This window comes from Nocardiopsis oceanisediminis (genome assembly GCF_048595525.1).
Taxonomy (GTDB): domain Bacteria; phylum Actinomycetota; class Actinomycetes; order Streptosporangiales; family Streptosporangiaceae; genus Nocardiopsis_A; species Nocardiopsis_A oceanisediminis.
Genome location: NZ_JAFMZJ010000001.1, coordinates 4,560,615 through 4,579,146, shown reverse-complemented (window position 1 = coordinate 4,579,146; position 18,532 = coordinate 4,560,615). Strand labels below are relative to the sequence as shown.

Annotated in this window: 2 protein-coding genes; one reads left to right on the top strand and one right to left on the bottom strand. The window is 76.7% G+C overall.

Features of this window, described 5'->3' with window-relative positions; all coding sequences use genetic code 11:
* Positions 1 to 42: 42 nt before the first annotated feature.
* On the bottom strand, positions 43 to 13,749 hold the full coding sequence (locus J0910_RS20300; protein WP_420160132.1) for an SDR family NAD(P)-dependent oxidoreductase: 13,707 nt from the start codon (positions 13,747 to 13,749) through the stop codon (positions 43 to 45).
* A gap of 723 nt (positions 13,750 to 14,472) precedes the next feature.
* Between J0910_RS20300 and J0910_RS20295 the strand changes: the two genes are divergently transcribed.
* Positions 14,473 to 17,409 (top strand): helix-turn-helix transcriptional regulator, encoded by a 2,937-nt coding sequence (locus tag J0910_RS20295; protein ID WP_420160131.1) that lies wholly within the window; start codon positions 14,473 to 14,475, stop codon positions 17,407 to 17,409.
* Positions 17,410 to 18,532: the final 1,123 nt, after the last annotated feature.

The window sequence follows — 18,532 nt, the reverse complement described above, 5'->3', positions numbered from 1 at the left end:
TGAGTGGTCCTACGGGCGGTTGTGCTGTCGTCCTGGAGGTGATCAAGGCTCACTGAGCTCCCCGTCGAGGAGGTCGAACAGTTCGTCGGCCGATGCCGTGCTGATGTCGGTCCCGCCCGCGTCGGCCCCGCCCGCCGGGCCGCCCGGCCCGGTGGCGGCCCCGCCGCCCGGATCGGCGTCCCGCCGGACGGAGCCCCACGCCGGGTCCTCGACCAGGGCGACCAGGTTCCGCAGCCGCTTGGCGAGGGCGGTGCGGTCCTCGTGGCCGACCGGTGCCTCCGGGGCCGCGAGAGCCGAGGCCATCCGGTCCAGTTCGGCGATGGCCTCGCCCGGGGTCGCGGGCCGCCCGCCGGAGCCCGGGGCGGCCCCGGCCGGCTCCCCGTCGCCGTGCGGCAGCTCCTCGTCGAGGAAGCCGGCGAGCGCGGCGGGCGTCGGGTAGTCGAACACCAGCGTCGCGGGGAGCTTCGTCCCGGCGGCGGCACCGAGCCGGTTGCGCAGCTCGACGGCGGTCAGCGAGTCGAAGCCGGCGTCCACGAACCCCTCGTCCGGGTCGATGGCGGCGCTCGACGGGTGGCCGAGCACCCCGGCGGCCTCGGCGCACACCGCCTCCAGGAGCACGCGCCGGCGGTCGTCGGCGCCGCGCAGCAGTTCGAGGAGCCGGGGGGCGCTCGGGGCGCCGCCGCCGTCGCCGTCCACGGCGGAACCGGCGGGGGCCGGGCTCCGGCGCGGCGGGGCGGCCCGCACCAGGTTCCGCAGCAGAGCGGGCACCTCGGCGCCGGACGCGGCCTCGCGCCGGAGGCCGGCGGCGTCGATCCGCATCGGCAGCAGGACCGGCCCGCCGCCGCGCAGCGCGGCGTCGAACAGCGCGAGCCCTTCACCGGTCTCCAGCGCGCCGATGCCGGACCGGCGCATCCGCTTCAGGTCGGCGGCGCCGAGCCCGCCGGTCATGGCGCTGCGCTCGGCCCACATGCCCCAGGCGAGGGAGAGGGCGGGGTGCCCCGCCTCGGCCCGCCGCCGGGCCAGGGCGTCCATCGCGGCGTTCGCGGCGGCGTAGGACGCCTGCCCCGCGGTGCCGAACACGCCGGCGGCGGAGGAGAACAGGACGAACGCGTCGAGGCCGAGGCCGCGGGTGAGCTCGTCGAGGTGCCGGGCGGCGTCCGCCTTGGGGCGGAGCACCGGCGCCAGGCGTTCGGGGTCGAGGGCGGCGGCGATGCCGTCGTCGACCACGCCCGCGGCGTGCACGACCGCGCTCAGCGGGTGCTCGGCGGGGATCTCTGCGATGGCGCGGGCGAGGGCGTCGCGGTCGGCGGCGTCGCAGGCCGCGACGCGGACCTCGGCGCCTTCGGCCGCGAGTTCGGCGGTGAGCCCGCCGGTTCCGGGGGCGTCGGGCCCGCGCCGGCCGAGCAGGAGCAGCCGGCGCACGCCGTGCTCGCGGGCCAGGTGCAGGGCGAGCACCCGGGCGAGGGTCCCGCCGGCGCCGGTGATCAGCACGGTCCCGCCGGGCCGGAACACGGAGGGCTCGGGCCGGTCGGCGCTGTCGTTCGCGGGACCGGCGCCGGTGTCCGCTCTGCCGTCGGCGCCGCCGGCCTCGGCCGGTGCGAGCCGGGCGGCGAGGACGCCGCCGCGGCGGACGGCCAGCTGCGGTTCATCGGAGGCGACCGCGTCGGGGAGGGCGCGGAGCGAGGCGGGGTCGCCGTCCACGTCGACCAGGCCGAACCGCCCCGGGTTCTCGGTCTGCGCGGAGCGGATCAGCGCCCAGGCCGCCGCGGCCGGGGGAGAGGGCGCGGGGTCGCCCTCGGCGGCGACCGCACCCTGGGCGACCAGCACCAGCCTGCCCGCCCCTCCGCCGTCCGCGCCGATCCACCACTGGACGAGCCCGAGGGCGGCGCGCACCGCGCCGTGCACGTCGTCCCCGCCGGGCAGCGGAACGACGGCCGTGCCCTCCGGCGCCGCGCCGCCGTCGGCACCGCCCTGGAGCCGGACACCCGGCCGCCGGCCCTCCAGCGCGGCGGCGATGCCACCGGCCGTGAGCGCACCGCGCACGCCGGCCCCACCGGCCGGGGCGCCCGCCCGGTCGGCCCCACCGTCCTGCGCGGGCGCCCCGGTGGCCCGGGGCCCGGCCTCCGGGCGCAGGCCGCTCTCCGGCGGCGCGCCGGTGGCGCCGTTCCGGCCGGCCGGGCCGCCTGCGGCCGCTCCGCCGTCCTGCGCGGGCGCTTCGGCGGGCCGGCGCTCCTCCTCCGGGCGCCCGCCGCTCTCCGGTGCGGCCGCGGTCGGCGGCGCCGCCACCGCGTCCTCGGGCGGCCCGGCCACCACCGTGACCGGCGCATCAGCGGCACCCCCGGAGGGCGGGGCGGCGACCGGTTCCCAGGACACCCGGTACAGCAGGCCGCCGCGGGCCGGGCGGCCCAGCGACTCGGGGGCGGCGCGGCGCAGGGTGAGCCGTTCCACCTCGGCCACAGGCCGACCGCGGTCGTCGGAGAGCAGGACCGACACGGCGTCGTCGCCGAGCGGCTCGATCCGGACGCGGGCGCGCACGGCCCCGGGGGCGTGCACGGTGAGGCCGCTCCACACGAAGGGCAGCCGGACGCCCCCGTCGCCGGGGCCGAGCCCGCCCGCCGCGATGGCGTGCAGGGCGGAGTCCAGCAGCGCGGGGTGGACCGCGCACCGCGCGGCGTCGGCGTGCGCCTCCTCGGCCAGGGCGACCTCGGCGAACACCGCGCCGTCGCCCCGCCACACGGCGCGCAGGCCCTGGAAGGAGGGGCCGAACTCCAGGCCGGTCCCGGCGAACCCCTCGTACAGCCCGTCGAGCGGGACCGGCCGCGCCCCGGGCGGCGGCCAGGCCGCCGACCCGTCCGGGCCCGCCGGGGCGGGGGAGGCGGAACCGGGCACGGGGCCGCCGGCGATCGTGCCGGACGCGTGCCGGGTCCACGGCTCGCCGGGACCGGCGTCGGAGGGGCGGGCGTGCACGCTCACCGAGCGGGAACCGTCGGCGCCGGCCGCGGAGACCGCCACGTGCAGCGCCGTGCCCTCCCCCTCGGCGAGCGGCAGCGGGGCTTCGAGGGTGAGCTCGCGGACCGTCCCGCCGCCCGCCTGCTCGGCGGCGCGCACCGCGAGTTCGCCGAAGGCGGTGCCGGGCAGCAGCGCGCCGCCCGCGACGGCGTGGTCGGCCAGCCACGGCTGCGCGCGCAGGGACAGCCGCCCGGTGAGCACCGCCCCCTCCCCGTCCGGCAGGGGCAGGGCGGCGCGCAGCAGCGGGTGGTCCACCTCCTGCAGGCCGAGCCCTTCGGCGCCGGGCCCGGCGGCGCCCCGGTCGGGCGCGTCCAGCCAGAGGCGGCGCCGCTGGAAGGCGTAGGTGGGCAGGTCCGCGCGGCGGGCGCCGCTCCCGGAGAAGAACACCTCCCAGTCGGGCCCGGCGCCGTGCACGTGCGCGGCGGCCGGCAGGGCGGAGGCGGTCTCCGCCTCGTCGCGGCCGCGCCGCAGCGCGGGCAGCAGCAGCGGGCCGCCGCCGGACCCGGAGGGGCCCTCGGCGGCGCCGTCCAGGCAGTCCCGCGCCATCGCGGTCAGCACCCCGTCGGGGCCCAGCTCCAGGTAGGCGGTGACGCCGCGGGCGGCGAGCTCGCGCACGCCGTCGAGGAACCGGACCGCGTGCCGGATGTGGCGCACCCAGTAGCCGGGGTCGGCCAGCTCCTCGGCGGAGGCGGTGCGGCCGGTGAGGTTGGAGACGACCGGGATCCGCGGGGGCCGGTAGTCGAGCCGCTCGGCGACCGCGCGGAACTCCGCCAGCACCGGCTCCATGCGCGGCGAGTGGAAGGCGCGGCCGACCCGCAGCCGCCGGGCCTTCCGGCCCCGCTCACCCGACCAGTACCGCTCCGCCTCGGCGACGGCTTCCTCATCGCCGGAGAGCACCACCGCGGAGGGGCCGTTGACGGCGGCGATGCCCAGGGCGGCCTCGCGGCCCTCCAGGTAGGGCGCCGCCTCCTCCTCGGAGGCCTGGACGGCGAGCATCGCGCCGCCCTCGGGGAGCCCCTGCATCAGGCGGCCGCGGGCGGCCACCAGCGTGCACGCGTCGTCCAGGCCGAGGACGCCGGAGACGTGCGCGGCGGCCAGCTCGCCGATGGAGTGGCCGATCAGCACGTCGGCGCGGAGCCCCCAGGATTCGGCGAGCCGGTACAGGGCCGTCTCCAGTGCGAACAGCGCGCACTGGGTGTAGCGGGTGCGGTGCAGCTCGGCGGCCTCCGGGGTGCCCTCCTCGGCGAACATCACGTCGCGCAGCGGGAGGTCCAGGTGGGCGTCGAAGCGGGCGCACACCTCGTCCAGGGCCCGCGCGAACACCGGGAAGCGGCGGTGGAGCCCGCGCCCCATCCCGGCGCGCTGGCTGCCCTGGCCGGAGAAGAGGAACGCGGTCGCCCCCTCCTGCGCGGTGCCGAGGTGCAGGCCGGGGGCGGTGCCGCCGGACGCCAGCACGTCGAGCAGGCCGCGCGCGTCGGCGCCGCCGCCGGGCAGCAGGGCCGCGCGGTGCGGGAAGGCGGTGCGCTCCGCGGCCAGGGTGCGGGCGAGGTCGAGCAGCCGCGGCGCCGGGGAGGGCGCGCCTCCGCCCCGCTCGCCGGCGGCCTCCCCGGCGGCGGCCCGGTCGAGGTGGTCGCGGAGCGCAGCGGCCTGCCCGCGCAGCGCCTCGGGGGAGCGGGCGGAGAGCACCAGCGGCAGCGGCCGGGCGTCCGCGTCCTCCGGCGCCCCGGCGCCCTCCCCGGCGGCGGGCCCGGCCGGGCCCTGCTCCAGGACGACGTGCGCGTTGGTCCCGCTGATCCCGAACGAGGAGACCGCCGACCGGCGCGGCCGCCCGGTCTCCGGCCAGGGGGCCGGCTCGGAGAGCAGCGCGAGCCCGCCGGAGTCCCAGTCGATGTGCCGGCTGGGCTCCTCGGCGTGCAGGGTGCGCGGCAGCGGCCCGCGCCGCATCGCCTCGACCATCTTGATGACCCCGGCGACGCCCGCCGCGGCCTGCGCGTGCCCGATGTTGGACTTGACCGACCCGACGGCCAGGGCGCGGCCCTCCGGCCGCCCCCGGCCGTAGACGGCCTGGAGCGCCCCGGCCTCGATCGGGTCGCCCAGGGCGGTCCCGGTGCCGTGCGCCTCCACCGCGTCGACGTCCCCGGGGGCGAGCCCCGCGTCGTCCAGCGCGGCGCGGATCACCCGCTGCTGGGCGGAGCCGTTCGGCGCGGTCAGCCCGTTGGACGCGCCGTCCTGGTTGACGGCGGTGCCGCGGACGAGGGCGAGCACCTCGTGCCCGTTGCGGCGGGCGTCGGACAGCCGCTCGACCAGGAGCAGCCCCAGCCCTTCGCCCGGCCCGAACCCGTCGGCGCCGGCCGCGAACGCCTTGCACCGCCCGTCGGGCGCCAGCGCGCGCTGGCGGCTGAAGTCCACCAGCATCGCCGGCGTGGACATCACCGCCACCCCGCCGGCCAGCGCCATGTCGCACTCGCCGCCGCGCAGCGCCCGCACCGCCTGGTGGAGCGCCACCAGCGAGGACGAGCAGGCGGTGTCGATCGTCGCCGCGGGCCCCTCCAGCCCGAAGGTGTAGGCGATGCGGCCGGAGGCCACGCTCGGCGTGCTGCCGGTCAGCAGGTACCCCTCGACCTCCTCGGGGGCGCGGGGGATGCGGGCGGCGTAGTCCTGGTAGCTGAGGCCGACGAAGACGCCGGTGCGGCTGCCGCGCAGCGACTCGGGGACGATCCCGGCCCGCTCGAACGCCTCCCAGGACGCCTCCAGCAGGAGCCGCTGCTGGGGGTCCATGGCCAGCGCCTCGCGCGGCGAGATCCCGAAGAACGCCGGGTCGAACTCCGCCGCGTCGTGCAGGAACCCGCCCCGGTCGGCGTAGGTCGTGCCGCTGCTCGCGGGGTCCGGGTCGACCAGGGACTCCAGGTCCCAGCCGCGGTCGCGGGGCAGCCCCGAGGTGGCGTCCCCGCCCCGCGCGAGCAGCTCCCACAGCTCCTCCGGGCCGCGGACGCCGCCCGGGTAGCGGCAGGCCATCGCGACGATGGCGATCGGGTCGTCGCCGGCCCCGCCTCCGGCCCCGGCCGCCGCGGACGCGGCGCCGGCCTCCGGCCCGCCGCCGAACAGCTCGGCGCCGATACGGGCGGCCAGCTCCGCCGGGGTCGGGTGGTCGAACACGGCCGTCGCCGGGAGCCGCAGCCCGGTGGCGGTGTTGAGGCGGTTGCGCAGCTCGACCCCGGTGATGGAGTCGAACCCGATCTCCTTGAACGGGCGGTCGGGGCGGACCTCGCTGGGCCCGGAGAAGCCGAGGACCCCGGCGACCTCGCCGCGGACGGCCTCCAGCAGGGCCCGGTCGCGCTCCTCCGGGCCGGCCCCGGCGGCGCGGCGGGCGAGCGGCGCGGCGGGCGCCGCCGCGGCCCCCTCCGGCGCGGGCGCCTCGCGCTCCCGCAGCCGGCGCACCTCCGGCAGGTCCTGGACGAGGGGGCGCGCCCGGTCGACCGTGTAGGCGTAGAAGAACCGGTCCCACTCGATGTCGGCCACGGTGAGCACGGTCTCGTCGCAGGCCGTGGCGCGGTCGAGCACCTCCAGCGCGGAGCGCGGGTCCATCGACGGCAGGCCGTGCCGGCGCAGCCGCTCGCCGACCGACCCCTCGGCCGCCATCCCGCCGCCGGCCCAGGGGCCCCAGGCGATGCTCAGCGCGTGCCGCCCGGCGGCGCGCCGCTCCTCGGCGAGCGCGTCGAGGAAGGCGTTGCCGGGCGCGTAGTTGCCCTGGCCGGGGAGGCCGAGGGTCGCGGAGACCGAGGAGAACAGGACGAAGGCGTCGAGGTCCAGGTCGCGGGTGAGCTCGTCGAGGTGGCGGGCCCCGGCCGCCTTGGCCCGCAGGGCGCGGGCGACCTGCTCGGGGCGGAGGGACTCCACGAGGCCGTCGTCCAGCTGCGCGGCGGCGTGCACGACGGCGGTGAGCCGGGTCCCGTCCGCGCCGTCCCGCAGGCCGCCGATCAGCTCCGCGACCCGGTCGCGGTCGCCGACGTCGCAGGCGACCGCGGTGACCTGCGCGCCCGACGCCTCCAGCTCGGCGACGAGGCCGGCGGCGCCGGGCGTCTCGGCGCCGCGGCGGCCCGCGAGGACGATGCGCCGCGCGCCGCGCGAGGCGACCCACCGGGCGAGGTGGCCGCCGAGCGCCCCGAACGCGCCGGTGACCAGCACCGTCCCCTCGGGCGACCAGGAACGGACCGGGGACCGGTCGGCCAGGGGGGCGCGGGCCAGGCGGCGCACGAGGACGCCCGAGGGGCGCACGGCGACCTGGTCCTCGTCGCCGTAGGCACCGCCCAGCACGGCGGCGACGGCGCGGTCGGAGGCGCGCTCCGAAGCGCGGTCGGGCGCGCCTTCCGAGCCGGGCGCGGCGGCCTCGGAGGCGGCGGACCCGGCCGCGGGCCCCGCCGCCGCGGGCAGGTCGAGCAGGCCGCCCCAGGACCCCGGGTGCTCCAGGGCGGCGACGCGGCCCAGCCCCCAGAGCATCGCCTGCTCGGGCGAGGGCGGGGCGTCCGCCCGGCCGGTGCTGACGGCCCCCCGGGTCACGCACCACAGCGGCGCGGCGACGCCGGCGTCGCGGAGCGCCTGGATCAGCAGGACGGTCGAGGTGAGCGCGGCGCCCGGCACCGGAGGGGCCTCCCCGGAGGCGGAGCCGGCGCCGTCCGGGGAGGCGCCGAACAGGGACACCACCCCGGAGAACGCCCCGGCCCCGTCAGGGCCCTCCGCGAGGGCGGCGGCCCGGACGGCGTCGGCGATGGCCGTCCTGCCGTCTCCGGGGCCGACGGCGGCGACGGACGTCGATCCGCCCGCGCCCCGCACGGCGCGGTCGATGTCGGCGGCGGCCCCGCGCAGCGCACCGGGGGCGCCCGCATCAGAGCCGCCGGTGGCAGGGCCGCCGCCGGCGGAACCGCCGGGCCCGGAGAGAGCGGAGGGGACGACCAGGAGCCAGCGGCCCTGGAGCCGCGTCCGGGGGATGCGCGCGGCCGGGGAGGAGCGCGTCCAGGTGACGCGGTACCCCCAGTCATCGAGCGGGGAACCGGCGGAGGTCCGCTCGGCGCCCGGCGCCGCATCGCCGCCTCCGGAGAGCGAGGGGCGGGGCGGGGGAGCGAGCCAGTAGCGTTCGCGCTGGAAGGCGTAGGTGGGCAGGTCGACGGTCTTGGCGCCGGTGGCGTTGAACAGGCTTGCCCAGTCGATGGTGAGGCCGTTGGTCCAGGCTTCTCCTGCGGAGAGGAGGAGGCGGTGGAGTCCGCCTTCGTCTCTGCGCAGCGTGCCGGTGCCGACGGTGTCGTCGGGGAGCGCCATGAGGAGGACTGGGTGGGGGCTGGTCTCGATGAAGAAGAGGTGGCCTTCGTTCTTCAGCGTTTCCACGGAGGGGCCGAAGAGGACCGGGTGGCGCAGGTTGCGGTACCAGTAGTCGGCGTTCAGGGCGGAGGTGTCCTCGACCCAGGCGCCCTCCAGCGAGGAGAAGAAGGGGAGATCGGCGCGGCGCGGCCGGATTCCGGCGAGGACGTCGCGCAGCTCGGTCTCGATCCGCTCCACATGAGCGGAGTGGGAGGCGTAGTCGACGGGGACGCGGCGGGCGCGCAGCCCCGTCTCCTCGCACTCGGCGATGAGGCCGTCCAGCAGGTCGGCGTCGCCGGAGACGACGGTCGCATCCGGGCCGTTGACCACGGCGATGGACAGTCCGTCCCGTCCTTCGATGATCTGTGCGACCCGCTCCTCGGGGGCGGCGATGGAGACCATGCCGCCGGAGCCGGCCAGGGCCTTGAGCGCCTGCGATCTCAGGATGACCACGCGTGCGGCGTCTTCCAGGGAGAGTGCTCCGGCGACGCAGGCGGCGGCGATCTCGCCTTGGGAGTGGCCCAGCACTGCATCGGGTTCCACGCCCAGCGACCGCCAGACCTCGGCCAGTCCGATCATGGTGGCGAACAGGGCGGGCTGCACCACGTCGACCCGGTCCAGGGAGGCGGAGCCTTCCGTTCCGCGCAGCACGGCGGTCAGCGACCAGTCCACCAGTCCGGCAAAGGCCGCTTCGCATTCGTTGACGGCCTGGGCGAAGACCGGAGAGGAGTCCAGCAGTTCGGCGCCCATGCCGAGCCACTGGGAGCCCTGCCCGGGGAAGACGAACACCGTCCGCCCCCGGCCCGCGACCGACCCGCGCACCCATTCCTGGCCCTGGACCGACATGGCGCGGTGCTCGAAGACCGAGCGCCCGGTGGCCAGCGAGAAGCCCACGTCCACCGGGTCCAGGTCCGCACGCTCATCGAGCAGGTCCGTGAGGCGGCCGATCTGCTCCTCGACCGCCTCGTCGCTCTTGGCGGACAGGATCCAGGGGGCCGCGGGCAGGGCCTTCGGAAGCGGACGGCGGTCCTCCGGAGCGCCCTCGGTGTCCTCTTCGACGATGACGTGGGCGTTGGTGCCGCTGATCCCGAACGAGGAGACCCCGAACCGGCGCGCCCGGCCGGCCTCCTCGGGCCAGGGAAGGTCGTCCGTCAGCAGTTCGACCGCGCCCGCGTCCCAGTCGACCTCCGGGGTCGGTTCATCGACGTGCAGGGTCTTCGGCAGCACGCCGCCGCGCAGCGCCATCACCATCTTGATGAGCCCGGCGACCCCGGCCGCGGCCTGTGCGTGGCCGATGTTGGACTTCAGCGAGCCGAGCCGAAGGGGGGCGGCGTCGCCGCGGTTCCGCCCGTAGGTGGCGAGCAGCGCCTGGGCCTCGATCGGGTCGCCGAGCCGGGTGCCGGTGCCGTGCGCCTCGACGGCGTCCACGTCGGCCGGCTCCAGCCGGGCGTCGGCGAGCGCGGCGCGGATCACCCGCTGCTGGGAGGGGCCGTTCGGCGCGGTCAGCCCGTTGGACGCGCCGTCCTGGTTGATCGCGCTGCCGCGCACCACGGCCAGCACTCGGCGGCCGCTGCGGCGGGCGTCCGACAGCCTCTCGACGAGGAGGACGCCGGCGCCCTCGGCCCAGCTCGTGCCGTCCGCACCGGCGGCGAACGCCTTGGACCGCCCGTCCGGTGCGAGCCCGCGCTGCCGGCTGAACTCGATGAACATGCCGGGCGTGGCCATGACCGCGACACCCCCGGCCAGTGCCATGTCGCACTCGCCCCGGCGCAGCGCCTGCACCGCCAGGTGCAGTGCCACCAGCGACGACGAGCACGCCGTGTCCACGGTCAGTGCCGGACCCTCCAAACCGAGGGTGTAGGCGACGCGCCCGGAGAGCACGCTCGTCGTGGTGCCGGTGAGCAGCCGTCCCGCAGACGCGTCGACGGCGTCCTGGAGCCGGGGGCCGTAGTCCTGGGCCATGGCACCGGTGAAGACGCCGACCTGCGCCCCGGACAGGGAGGTCGGCGGGATCCCGGCGCGTTCGAGCGCCTCCCAGGAGGTCTCCAGCATCAGCCGTTGCTGGGGGTCCATGGCCAGCGCCTCGCGCGGCGAGATCCCGAAGAACGCGGCGTCGAACCCGGCGGCGTCGTCGAGGAAGCCGCCGTGGCGGACACTGCTCGTGCCCGTCCGCTCGGGGTCCGGGTCGTACAGGGACTCGATCGCCCAGCCGCGGTCGCCCGGGAACTCGGCGATCGCGTCACCGCCGGATGCGACGAGCCGCCACAGGTCCTCGGGGGACTCCACACCGCCGGGCAGGCGGCAGGCCATGCCGGTGATCGCGATCGGTTCGTCGTCCCTGAGCGGGGCCGCCGCTGCGCCTTTCAGAGCGTTGACGCGGGGGGCGCGGGGGGTGCGGGGGGCGGAGCCCTCGCCTTCGATCTCCTCCAGCAGGTGAGCCGTGAGCGCGTTCGGCGTCGGGTGGTCGAAGACCAGGGAGCTGGGGAGCCGGAGCCCGGCCGAGGCGGCGATCCGGTTGCGCAGCTCGACTCCGGCCAGCGAGGTGCACCCGAGGTCGCGGAACGTGGAGTCGGTGTCGATCTCGTCAGTGGACGCGTAGCCCAGTACGGTCGCGGCCTGGGAGAGGACGAGGTCGAGGACGCGCCGGGACTTCTCGTCGCCCGAAAGCCCGGCGAGGCGCTCGGCCAGGAGGGAACCGCCGGCGTCGGCGGGAACGTCGGCGGTGTCGGGGAGGGCGTCGGTGAACCAGTGGCGGCGGCGCTGGAAGGCGTAGGTGGGCAGGTCGACGGTCTTGGCGCCGGTGGCGTTGAACAGGTTGGCCCAGTCGAGGTTCAGGCCGTTGGTCCAGGCTTCTCCTGCGGAGAGGAGGAGGCGGTGGAGTCCGCCTTCGTCTCTGCGCAGCGTTCCGGTGCCGATCACCTCGTCGGGGAGCGCCATGAGCAGGACGGGGTGGGGGCTGGTCTCGATGAAGAAGAGGTGGCCTTCGTTCTTCAGTGTTTCCACGGAAGGGCCGAAGAGGACCGGTTCGCGCAGGTTGCGGTACCAGTAGTCGGGGCCCAGGACCGTCGTGTCCTCGATCCAGGCGTTCTCGGTGGCCGAGTAGTACGCGACCGCGCTCCGCTGGGGAGAGATTCCGGCGAGTACGTCGTGTAGTTCGGTCTCGATCCGCTCCACATGAGCGGAGTGGGAGGCGTAGTCCACCGGGACGCGGCGGGCGCGCAGGCCTGTCTCCTCGCATTCGGCGATGAGGCCGTCGAGGAGGTGTGCGTCGCCGGAGACGACGGTCGCGCTCGGGCCGTTGACCACCGCGATGGACAGCCCGGTCCGGGATCCGATGAGTTCTTCGACGTCGTCGGCCGGTGCGGCGATGGAGACCATGCCGCCCGATCCGGCCAGGGCCTTGAGGGCCTGGGAGCGGAGGATGACGACGCGTGCGGCGTCCTTCAAGGACAAGGCCCCTGCCACGTGGGCGGCGGCGATCTCGCCTTGGGAGTGGCCCAGCACCGCATCCGGTTCCACGCCCAGCGACCGCCAGACCTCGGCCAGTCCGATCATGGTGGCGAACAGCGCGGGCTGCACCACGTCGACCCGGTCCAGGGAGGCGGCGCCTTCGGCGCCGCGCAGCACGTCGGTCAGCGACCAGTCGATCAGCCCGGAGAAGGCCGCCTCACATTCAGCGATGGCTTCGGCGAAGGCGGGGGAGGAGTCCAGGAGTTCGGCGCCCATGCCGAGCCATTGGGATCCCTGCCCGGGGAAGACGAACACGGTCTTGCCGGTCCCCGCGACGGAACCGCGCACCCACTCCTCACCCTGGACCGACATGGCGCGGTGCTCGAAGACCGAGCGGCCGGTCGCCAGCGAGAAGCCCACGTCCATCGGGTCCAGCCCCGGCCGCTCGGCCAGGAAGTTCCCGAGCCGCTCCACCTGGGCGTCCCGGGCGTCCGTGCTCTTGCCGGACACGAGCCAGGGGACGGCCGGGAGCGCGGTCCGAGGGCCGCTCTCAGCAGCACCGGCCCGGGCGGGGGCGCCGCCGGGCTCCTCGGAGAGGACGACGTGGCAGTTGGTGCCGCCCATGCCGAAGGAGCTCACGCCGGCAGTCCGCACCGCGCCGCCGGGCGGGGCTTCGAGCGGCTCCCGCTCGGTGACGACGCGCAGCCGCAGCTCGTCCAGGGGGATGTCGGGGTTGGGGGTGGCGAAGTTCAGGCTGGGCGGAAGCTCGCGGTGGTGCAGCGCCAGCACCGTCTTGATCAGGCCGGCGATGCCCGCCGCGCCCTCCAGGTGCCCGATGTTGGTCTTGACGGAGCCGACGGGAAGCGGTCGGCCGCCGTCGCGGCGGCTCCCGCCGAGGACCGCGCCGAGAGCGGCCGCCTCGATCGGGTCGCCGACGGGGGTGCCGGTGCCGTGCAGCTCGACGTGGCCCACGTGCGCGGGGTCGACGCCGGCGCGCTCGTAGGCGGCGCGCAGCACCTCCGCCTGGGCGTCGGTGTCGGGCACGGTCATGCCCTTCTCCGCACCGCCGCTGTTCACCGCGCTGCCGCGGATGACCGCGAGGATCCGGTCGCCGTCCTCCCGGGCGCGGGCGAGCGGCTTGAGCAGCACCAGGCCGCCGCCTTCGCCGCGCACGTAGCCGTTGGCGCGGGCGTCGAAGGCGTAGCAGCGCCCGTCGGGCGACAGGGCGCCGAACCTGGCCTCGGCCACGGCGCTCTCGGGGACGATGTTGAGGTTCACGCCGCCGGCGAGTGCGAGGCCGGCCTCGCCGCGGATCAGGCTCTGGCAGGCCGCGTCCACCGCGACCAGTGACGACGACTGGCCGGAGTCGATGACGAGGCTGGGGCCGCGCAGCCCGAGGGCGTAGGAGAGCCGGTTGGCGATCATGCCGCGGTGCGTGCCGGTGAGCGTGTGCCGGTCGAACTCCTCGGCGCCCTCGTGCCGCAGCAGGGAGGCGTAGTCGTCCCAGATCGCGCCGATGAACACGCCGACCCCGGTGCCGCGGCGGGAGGCCGGCGGGACGCCCGCGTGCTCCAGGGCCTCCCAGCCCAGTTCCAGGACGAGCCGCTGCTGGGGGTCCATGGCGGCGGCCTCGCGCGGTGAGATCCCGAAGAACGCGGCGTCGAACCGGTCGACCGCGTCGAGGAAGGCGCCGCGGCGGGTGGGCACCCGGCCGGGGGCGTCGGGGTCGGGCGAGTAGAGGTCCTCGGCGCTCCAGCGGTCGGCGGGGGTGTCGTGCACGGCCTCGCCCCCGCCGCGCAGCAGCTCCCACAGGGCGGCGGGGTCGGGGGCGCCGGGGAAGCGGCAGGCCAGGCCGATGACGGCGATGCCGCCGGCCTCTCCGCCGGGGGAGCCGGCGGGAGCGGTCGCGGGACGCTGGTCTTCCTGCCGGTCTTCCATCGCTTTCCAGACCCCCATCGATCCACTCGGGACGCAGTCCGGCGATTCGCGGAATTCGCGCCGGCCGGTCCGTGGCTCCGGGCCGGGGTATTCCTTATTCATTTCGGAAGGAATTGTTCGCTCCGGTTGTTTCTCCGCCTTCGGAGGGGCGTCTCCGGGGTCGGTGCCGGGGGCGCGCCATTCCGTTATCGCCGCCATCGGACGCTACGGAGTCGCGGGCGGTCGGACAACCCCTAACCAGCGGATTCCCGTGTGACCTGTCGGGTTCGGTGGCAACCCCTCAGGCACCCCTATTCGAGGCCGGGGAATAGGGGGCGTTTTTCCGTGGTGCGGATCGGATGGGTGAGGGGTGTCGGGGTGGAACACGGGGCGGTGTGGTGTCCGGGGAAGGGGGCCGCCGGTGCCGATCGGTCACTCGGGACCCGGTGCGGGGGAGGGAACTTGACGCGGCGGGGCCTCTGCGGTGAGGGTTCGGTGTGACCTTACACTCGATGTGACTGAAGCCACACGACCGAAAGCGGCCATGATCGCACGCTCAGTGACCGCGCGGCCACGGATCCGCATTCCCCCTCATGGTGCGCTCCGTGCGGCACCGCCTCCGCATTCGCCCGCCAATTCATATCCGTCACCGATCGGACGCGTATGGGTAGAGTCGTTTCGCCCAGCCCATTTCACGCAAGGTGAACACAGAACGCCTCGGATGGACACGGAGGACGTGTGTTGGTGAGGCTCGTCGAACGGTCGCGTGAACTCGATTCGCTGAGATCTGTCATCGACGCCTCTTTCGCCGGTGACGGTCAGATCGCCCTCGTCTCCGGTGCCGCCGGAAGCGGAAAGACCGAGCTCCTGCGCGAGGTGCGGGGGTACGCGCGGTCGCTCGGGGGCCACGTCGTCGCGGGCCAGGGGGCCGTCGCCGACCGCCGCCTCCCCCTCGCCTTCATCGAGCAGCTCGTCAGCGGCGCGGCCGCGACGCCCGAGGAGGCGGAGAAGGCGGCCAGGGCGGTCGGGGAGGCGGCGAGGGCCGCGGAGGAGGCCCCCTGCTCCGCAGAGGAGCCGCTCCACGCCCACCACCTCCGCGAGGTCGCCGGGCTGCTGAGGTCGCCCTCCGGGGCCCCGGTCCTGCTCGTCGCCGACGACATCCACCACGTCGACCCGGCCTCCCGGCAGGTGCTGATGCACTTCGCCCAGAACGCGCTCTCCCGCCCGCTCGCGTTCCTGTTCAGCGAGCGGGTGGGCTCGTGGCCGGAGTACCAGATGTTCCGCAGCGCGCTCATGCGGATGCCCAACTGCCACGCGCTGTGGCTGCCCCGCCTGTCGCTGAACGGGGTCCGCCGGGTGCTGGCCGACTCCTTCCCCGAGGAGGCGGCGGCCCGCCAGGCGCCGGCCTACCACGGCGCCAGCGGCGGCAGCCCGCTGTTCGTGCGCGCGCTGGTGCAGGACCACGAGGCCGAGCGCGGCCTGCGCGGACCGGGAGAGGACGGCTACCACGACGGCGCTCTGGTCACCGGCGAGGCCTACGCGCAGGCGGTCCTCACCTGCCTCTACCGCAGCGAGCCCGGCGCGCTGCGCACCGCCCGCTGGCTGGCGGTCGCCGGCCCGGTCGGGGCACCGCTCATCGAGCGGCTCGAAGGCGCCGAGGGCGGCTCCGTCAGCCGCCACCTGCACGAGCTGACGGCGATGGGGCTGCTCGACGGGGACGAGCTGTGCCACCCCGCCGCACGCGACGCCGTGCTCGGCGACATCCCCGAGGACGACCGGCAGGACATGCACCTGCGCGCCGCCGAGCTCCTGCACGAGGAGGGCGAGCCCGCGCTGCTGGTCGCCACGCACCTGGTCGCCGCCAAGTGGGGCGACGCGCCGTGGGCGCTGGCGGCGCTGGAGCGGGCCGCCGAGCAGGCCATGGCCGAGGACCGGATCGACCTGGCGGTGAGCTGCCTGGACCAGGCGGTGCACTCGGCGACCGAGGACGACACCCTGATCCGCCTGGGCGCCCTGCTCATCGCCGCGTCCTGGCGCTGCGCCCCGGCCGTGGCCGCGCGCCGCTTCGCCCTGCTGGACCGGCTCTGGGAGCGCGGCCTGCTGGGCACCCCGCAGGCGCTGCTGCTGGTGGTCTGCCTGGTCTGGTACGGCCGCATCGCGGAGGCGCGCAAGGCGCTGATCGAGATCGGCGCGGACGCCGACGCCCAGGACGACCCCGAGTTCCGCATCGCCGAGATGTGGCTGTCCTGCTGGGTGCCGCTGCTGCTGCGCAGGCTGCCGTCCCGGTCCGCCGGCGCCCCCCGGGCGGAGCCGCCGGCCGCGCCGCCGCGCGCCGGGGGCGGCGGCGGGACGTTCGTCAGCGCCCAGCTGGGCGCCGAGAGGAGCGGGGTGCGCTCGGCCGGGCTCCGGTTCACCGCCTTCTCCGCGCTGCACGACGTGCTGTACGGGGACCCCGACGGGTCGGTGCTGGTCCGCGCCGAACAGGTGCTGGAGCGGTCGCGGCTGTCGGAGAAGACCTACGCCGCGGTGGAGGCGGCCCTGCTGGCGATGGTCTACTCCGACCGCCTGGACCGGGCCGCCTACTGGTCGGACTCGCTGCGCGATGAGGCCGCGGAGCGCCGGTCGCCCGGTTGGGAGGCGATCTTCGCGGCGGTCCGCGCGGAGGTGGCGCTGCGCCAGGGCGACCTGCGCTGCGCGCTGGCCAACGCCCGGTTCTCGCTGACCTACATCACGCCGGAGAGCAGCGGCCTGGCGGTGGGCGGTCCGATGGCGGTCATGGTCATGGCGCACACCGCGGTCGGCGAGTACGACGAGGCCGAGCGGCTGCTGCAGCGGCCGGTGGCCGAGGAGATGCTGGTCTCCCGCCCCGGCCTGCACTACATGTACGCGCGCGGCCGGTACTGGGCGGCGACCGGCCGGATCCGCGCGGCGCTGGGCGAGTTCATGCAGTGCGGGGAGTACATGCTCGACTGGGGCATGGACCGGCCGTCGGTGGTGCCGTGGCGGGCCGCGGCCGCCGAGGTGCACCTGAGGCTGGGCGACCGGGAGCAGGCGCGGCGCCTCATCGGGGCGCAGTCCGGCCGGATCGGGGCCGGCCAGCACCGCACCCGCGGCGCCACCCTCCGGTTGCTCGCCGAGTGCGCCGACCCCGGCGACCGCGAGCGGCTGCTCACCGAGGCCGTCGAGGCGCTGCGGGTCGGCGGCGACCGGCTGGAGCTGGCCCGGGCGCTGCACGACCTGAGCCGCCTCCAGCAGGGGAGCGGAGACACCCGCCGGGCGCACACGACGGCGCGCGCGGCCTGGGAGGCGGCGGACGCCTGCGGGGCGCGGGTCCTGCGCGAGGAGATCCTGCCGGGTGCCGCGGCGCGGCCCGGCGGCGCCGACCCGGTCGAAGCGGGGGCGGAGGCCCGGGACGCAGGGAAGGGCGCGCCCCCCGAGACCGCCCCCGGGACCGGTCCGGGCCAGGGCGCCCCCTACAGCGAGACGCTGTCCGAGGCCGAGCTGCGAGTGGCCGCCCTCGCGGCCCGGGGGCTGACCAACCGGCAGATCTCCAACCGGCTGTGGATCACCGTCAGCACGGTCGAGCAGCACTTGACCCGCGTCTACCGCAAGCTGAAGGTGGCCCGCCGGCGCGACCTCCCCGCCGACCTGATCCACCAGGAGGGCACCCTGGCCCCCTGACCCCGCCGCCCCCCGGAGCGAGGGTTCAAGCGGGCAGCGACGGTGCAGGAGGGGACCGGCCGGTCGGTCGGGCGTGGCGCCCAACGGGGCGAGGGTTCAAACGGGCGGCGATGGCGCAGGTGGAGGCGGTCGCCCGGGCGCGGCGCCCCACGGAGCGAAGGCTCAGACCGGCGGCGACGGCAAGGGGAGAGGCCGGTCGGTCGGGTGCAGCGCCTCGCAGGGCGGGGGTTCAGGGCAGCAGCGAGGGCGGAGAGGGGGGACCGGTCGGTCGGGCGCGGCACCCCACGGAGCCGGGGTCCAGACCGGCGGCGACGACAGGAAGGGGACCGGCCGGTCGGTCGAGTGCAGCACCTCACGGGGGCAGGGGTCCAAACGGGCAGCGACGGCGCAGGTGGAGGCGGGGGAGGCGGTCGCCCGGGCGCGGCACCCCACGGGGCGGGGGTTCAGGGCAGCAGTGAGGGCGGAGAGGGGAGACCGGCCAGTCGGTCGAGTACAGCACCTCACGGGGCAGGGGTTCAAACGGGCAGCGACGGCGGAGGTAGGGGCGGGGGAAGGCGGTCGCCCGAGCGCGGCGCCTCGCGGAGCGGAGGTTCAGACCGGCGGCGACGGCGGCGGTGGGGACCGGCCAGTCGGTCGGGTGCGGCGCCTCGCAGGGCGGGGGTTCAAGCGGGCGGCGACGGCGCAGGTGGAGGCGGGGTGGAGGCGGTCGCCCGGGCGCGGCGCCCCACGGAGCGAAGGCTCAGACCAGCGGCGGGGGCGGGAGCGGGCGGGCGCCGTGCTCACCGGCCCGGCGTGTGCGCCCGGCAGGGGAGGCGGCGTCCCGGGAAAGATGGGGAGCGGGCCGCCCGCGCCAAGGCAGAGGTCATGCCCCCTGTGCCGGGGCGGCGGCGGGGATCGGGCCGACCGGGGGCGCCCTGCGCACCTCCGCAGCAGGCCCAACGACATCTACCGGCGAGTAGTAGGCCCCGATGCCCCGCCACCCCCTCGCCGGTCACGCAGAGTGGCCGAAGCGGGGCCTCCCGGCAGGACGAATGCGGCATCCCGCCCCCGCTCCCGCCCTGCCCGGGTTCCGGCCCCCCGGTTCGTGCTCTTGCGGGCCGCTCGAACCCGCGATCACCGGCCC

Bases quoted from the DNA above. Each gene is read 5' to 3' on its own strand.
- J0910_RS20300 (WP_420160132.1), bottom strand. From the start codon at position 13,749: ATGGAAGACCGGCAGGAAGACCAGCGTCCCGCGACCGCTCCCGCCGGC.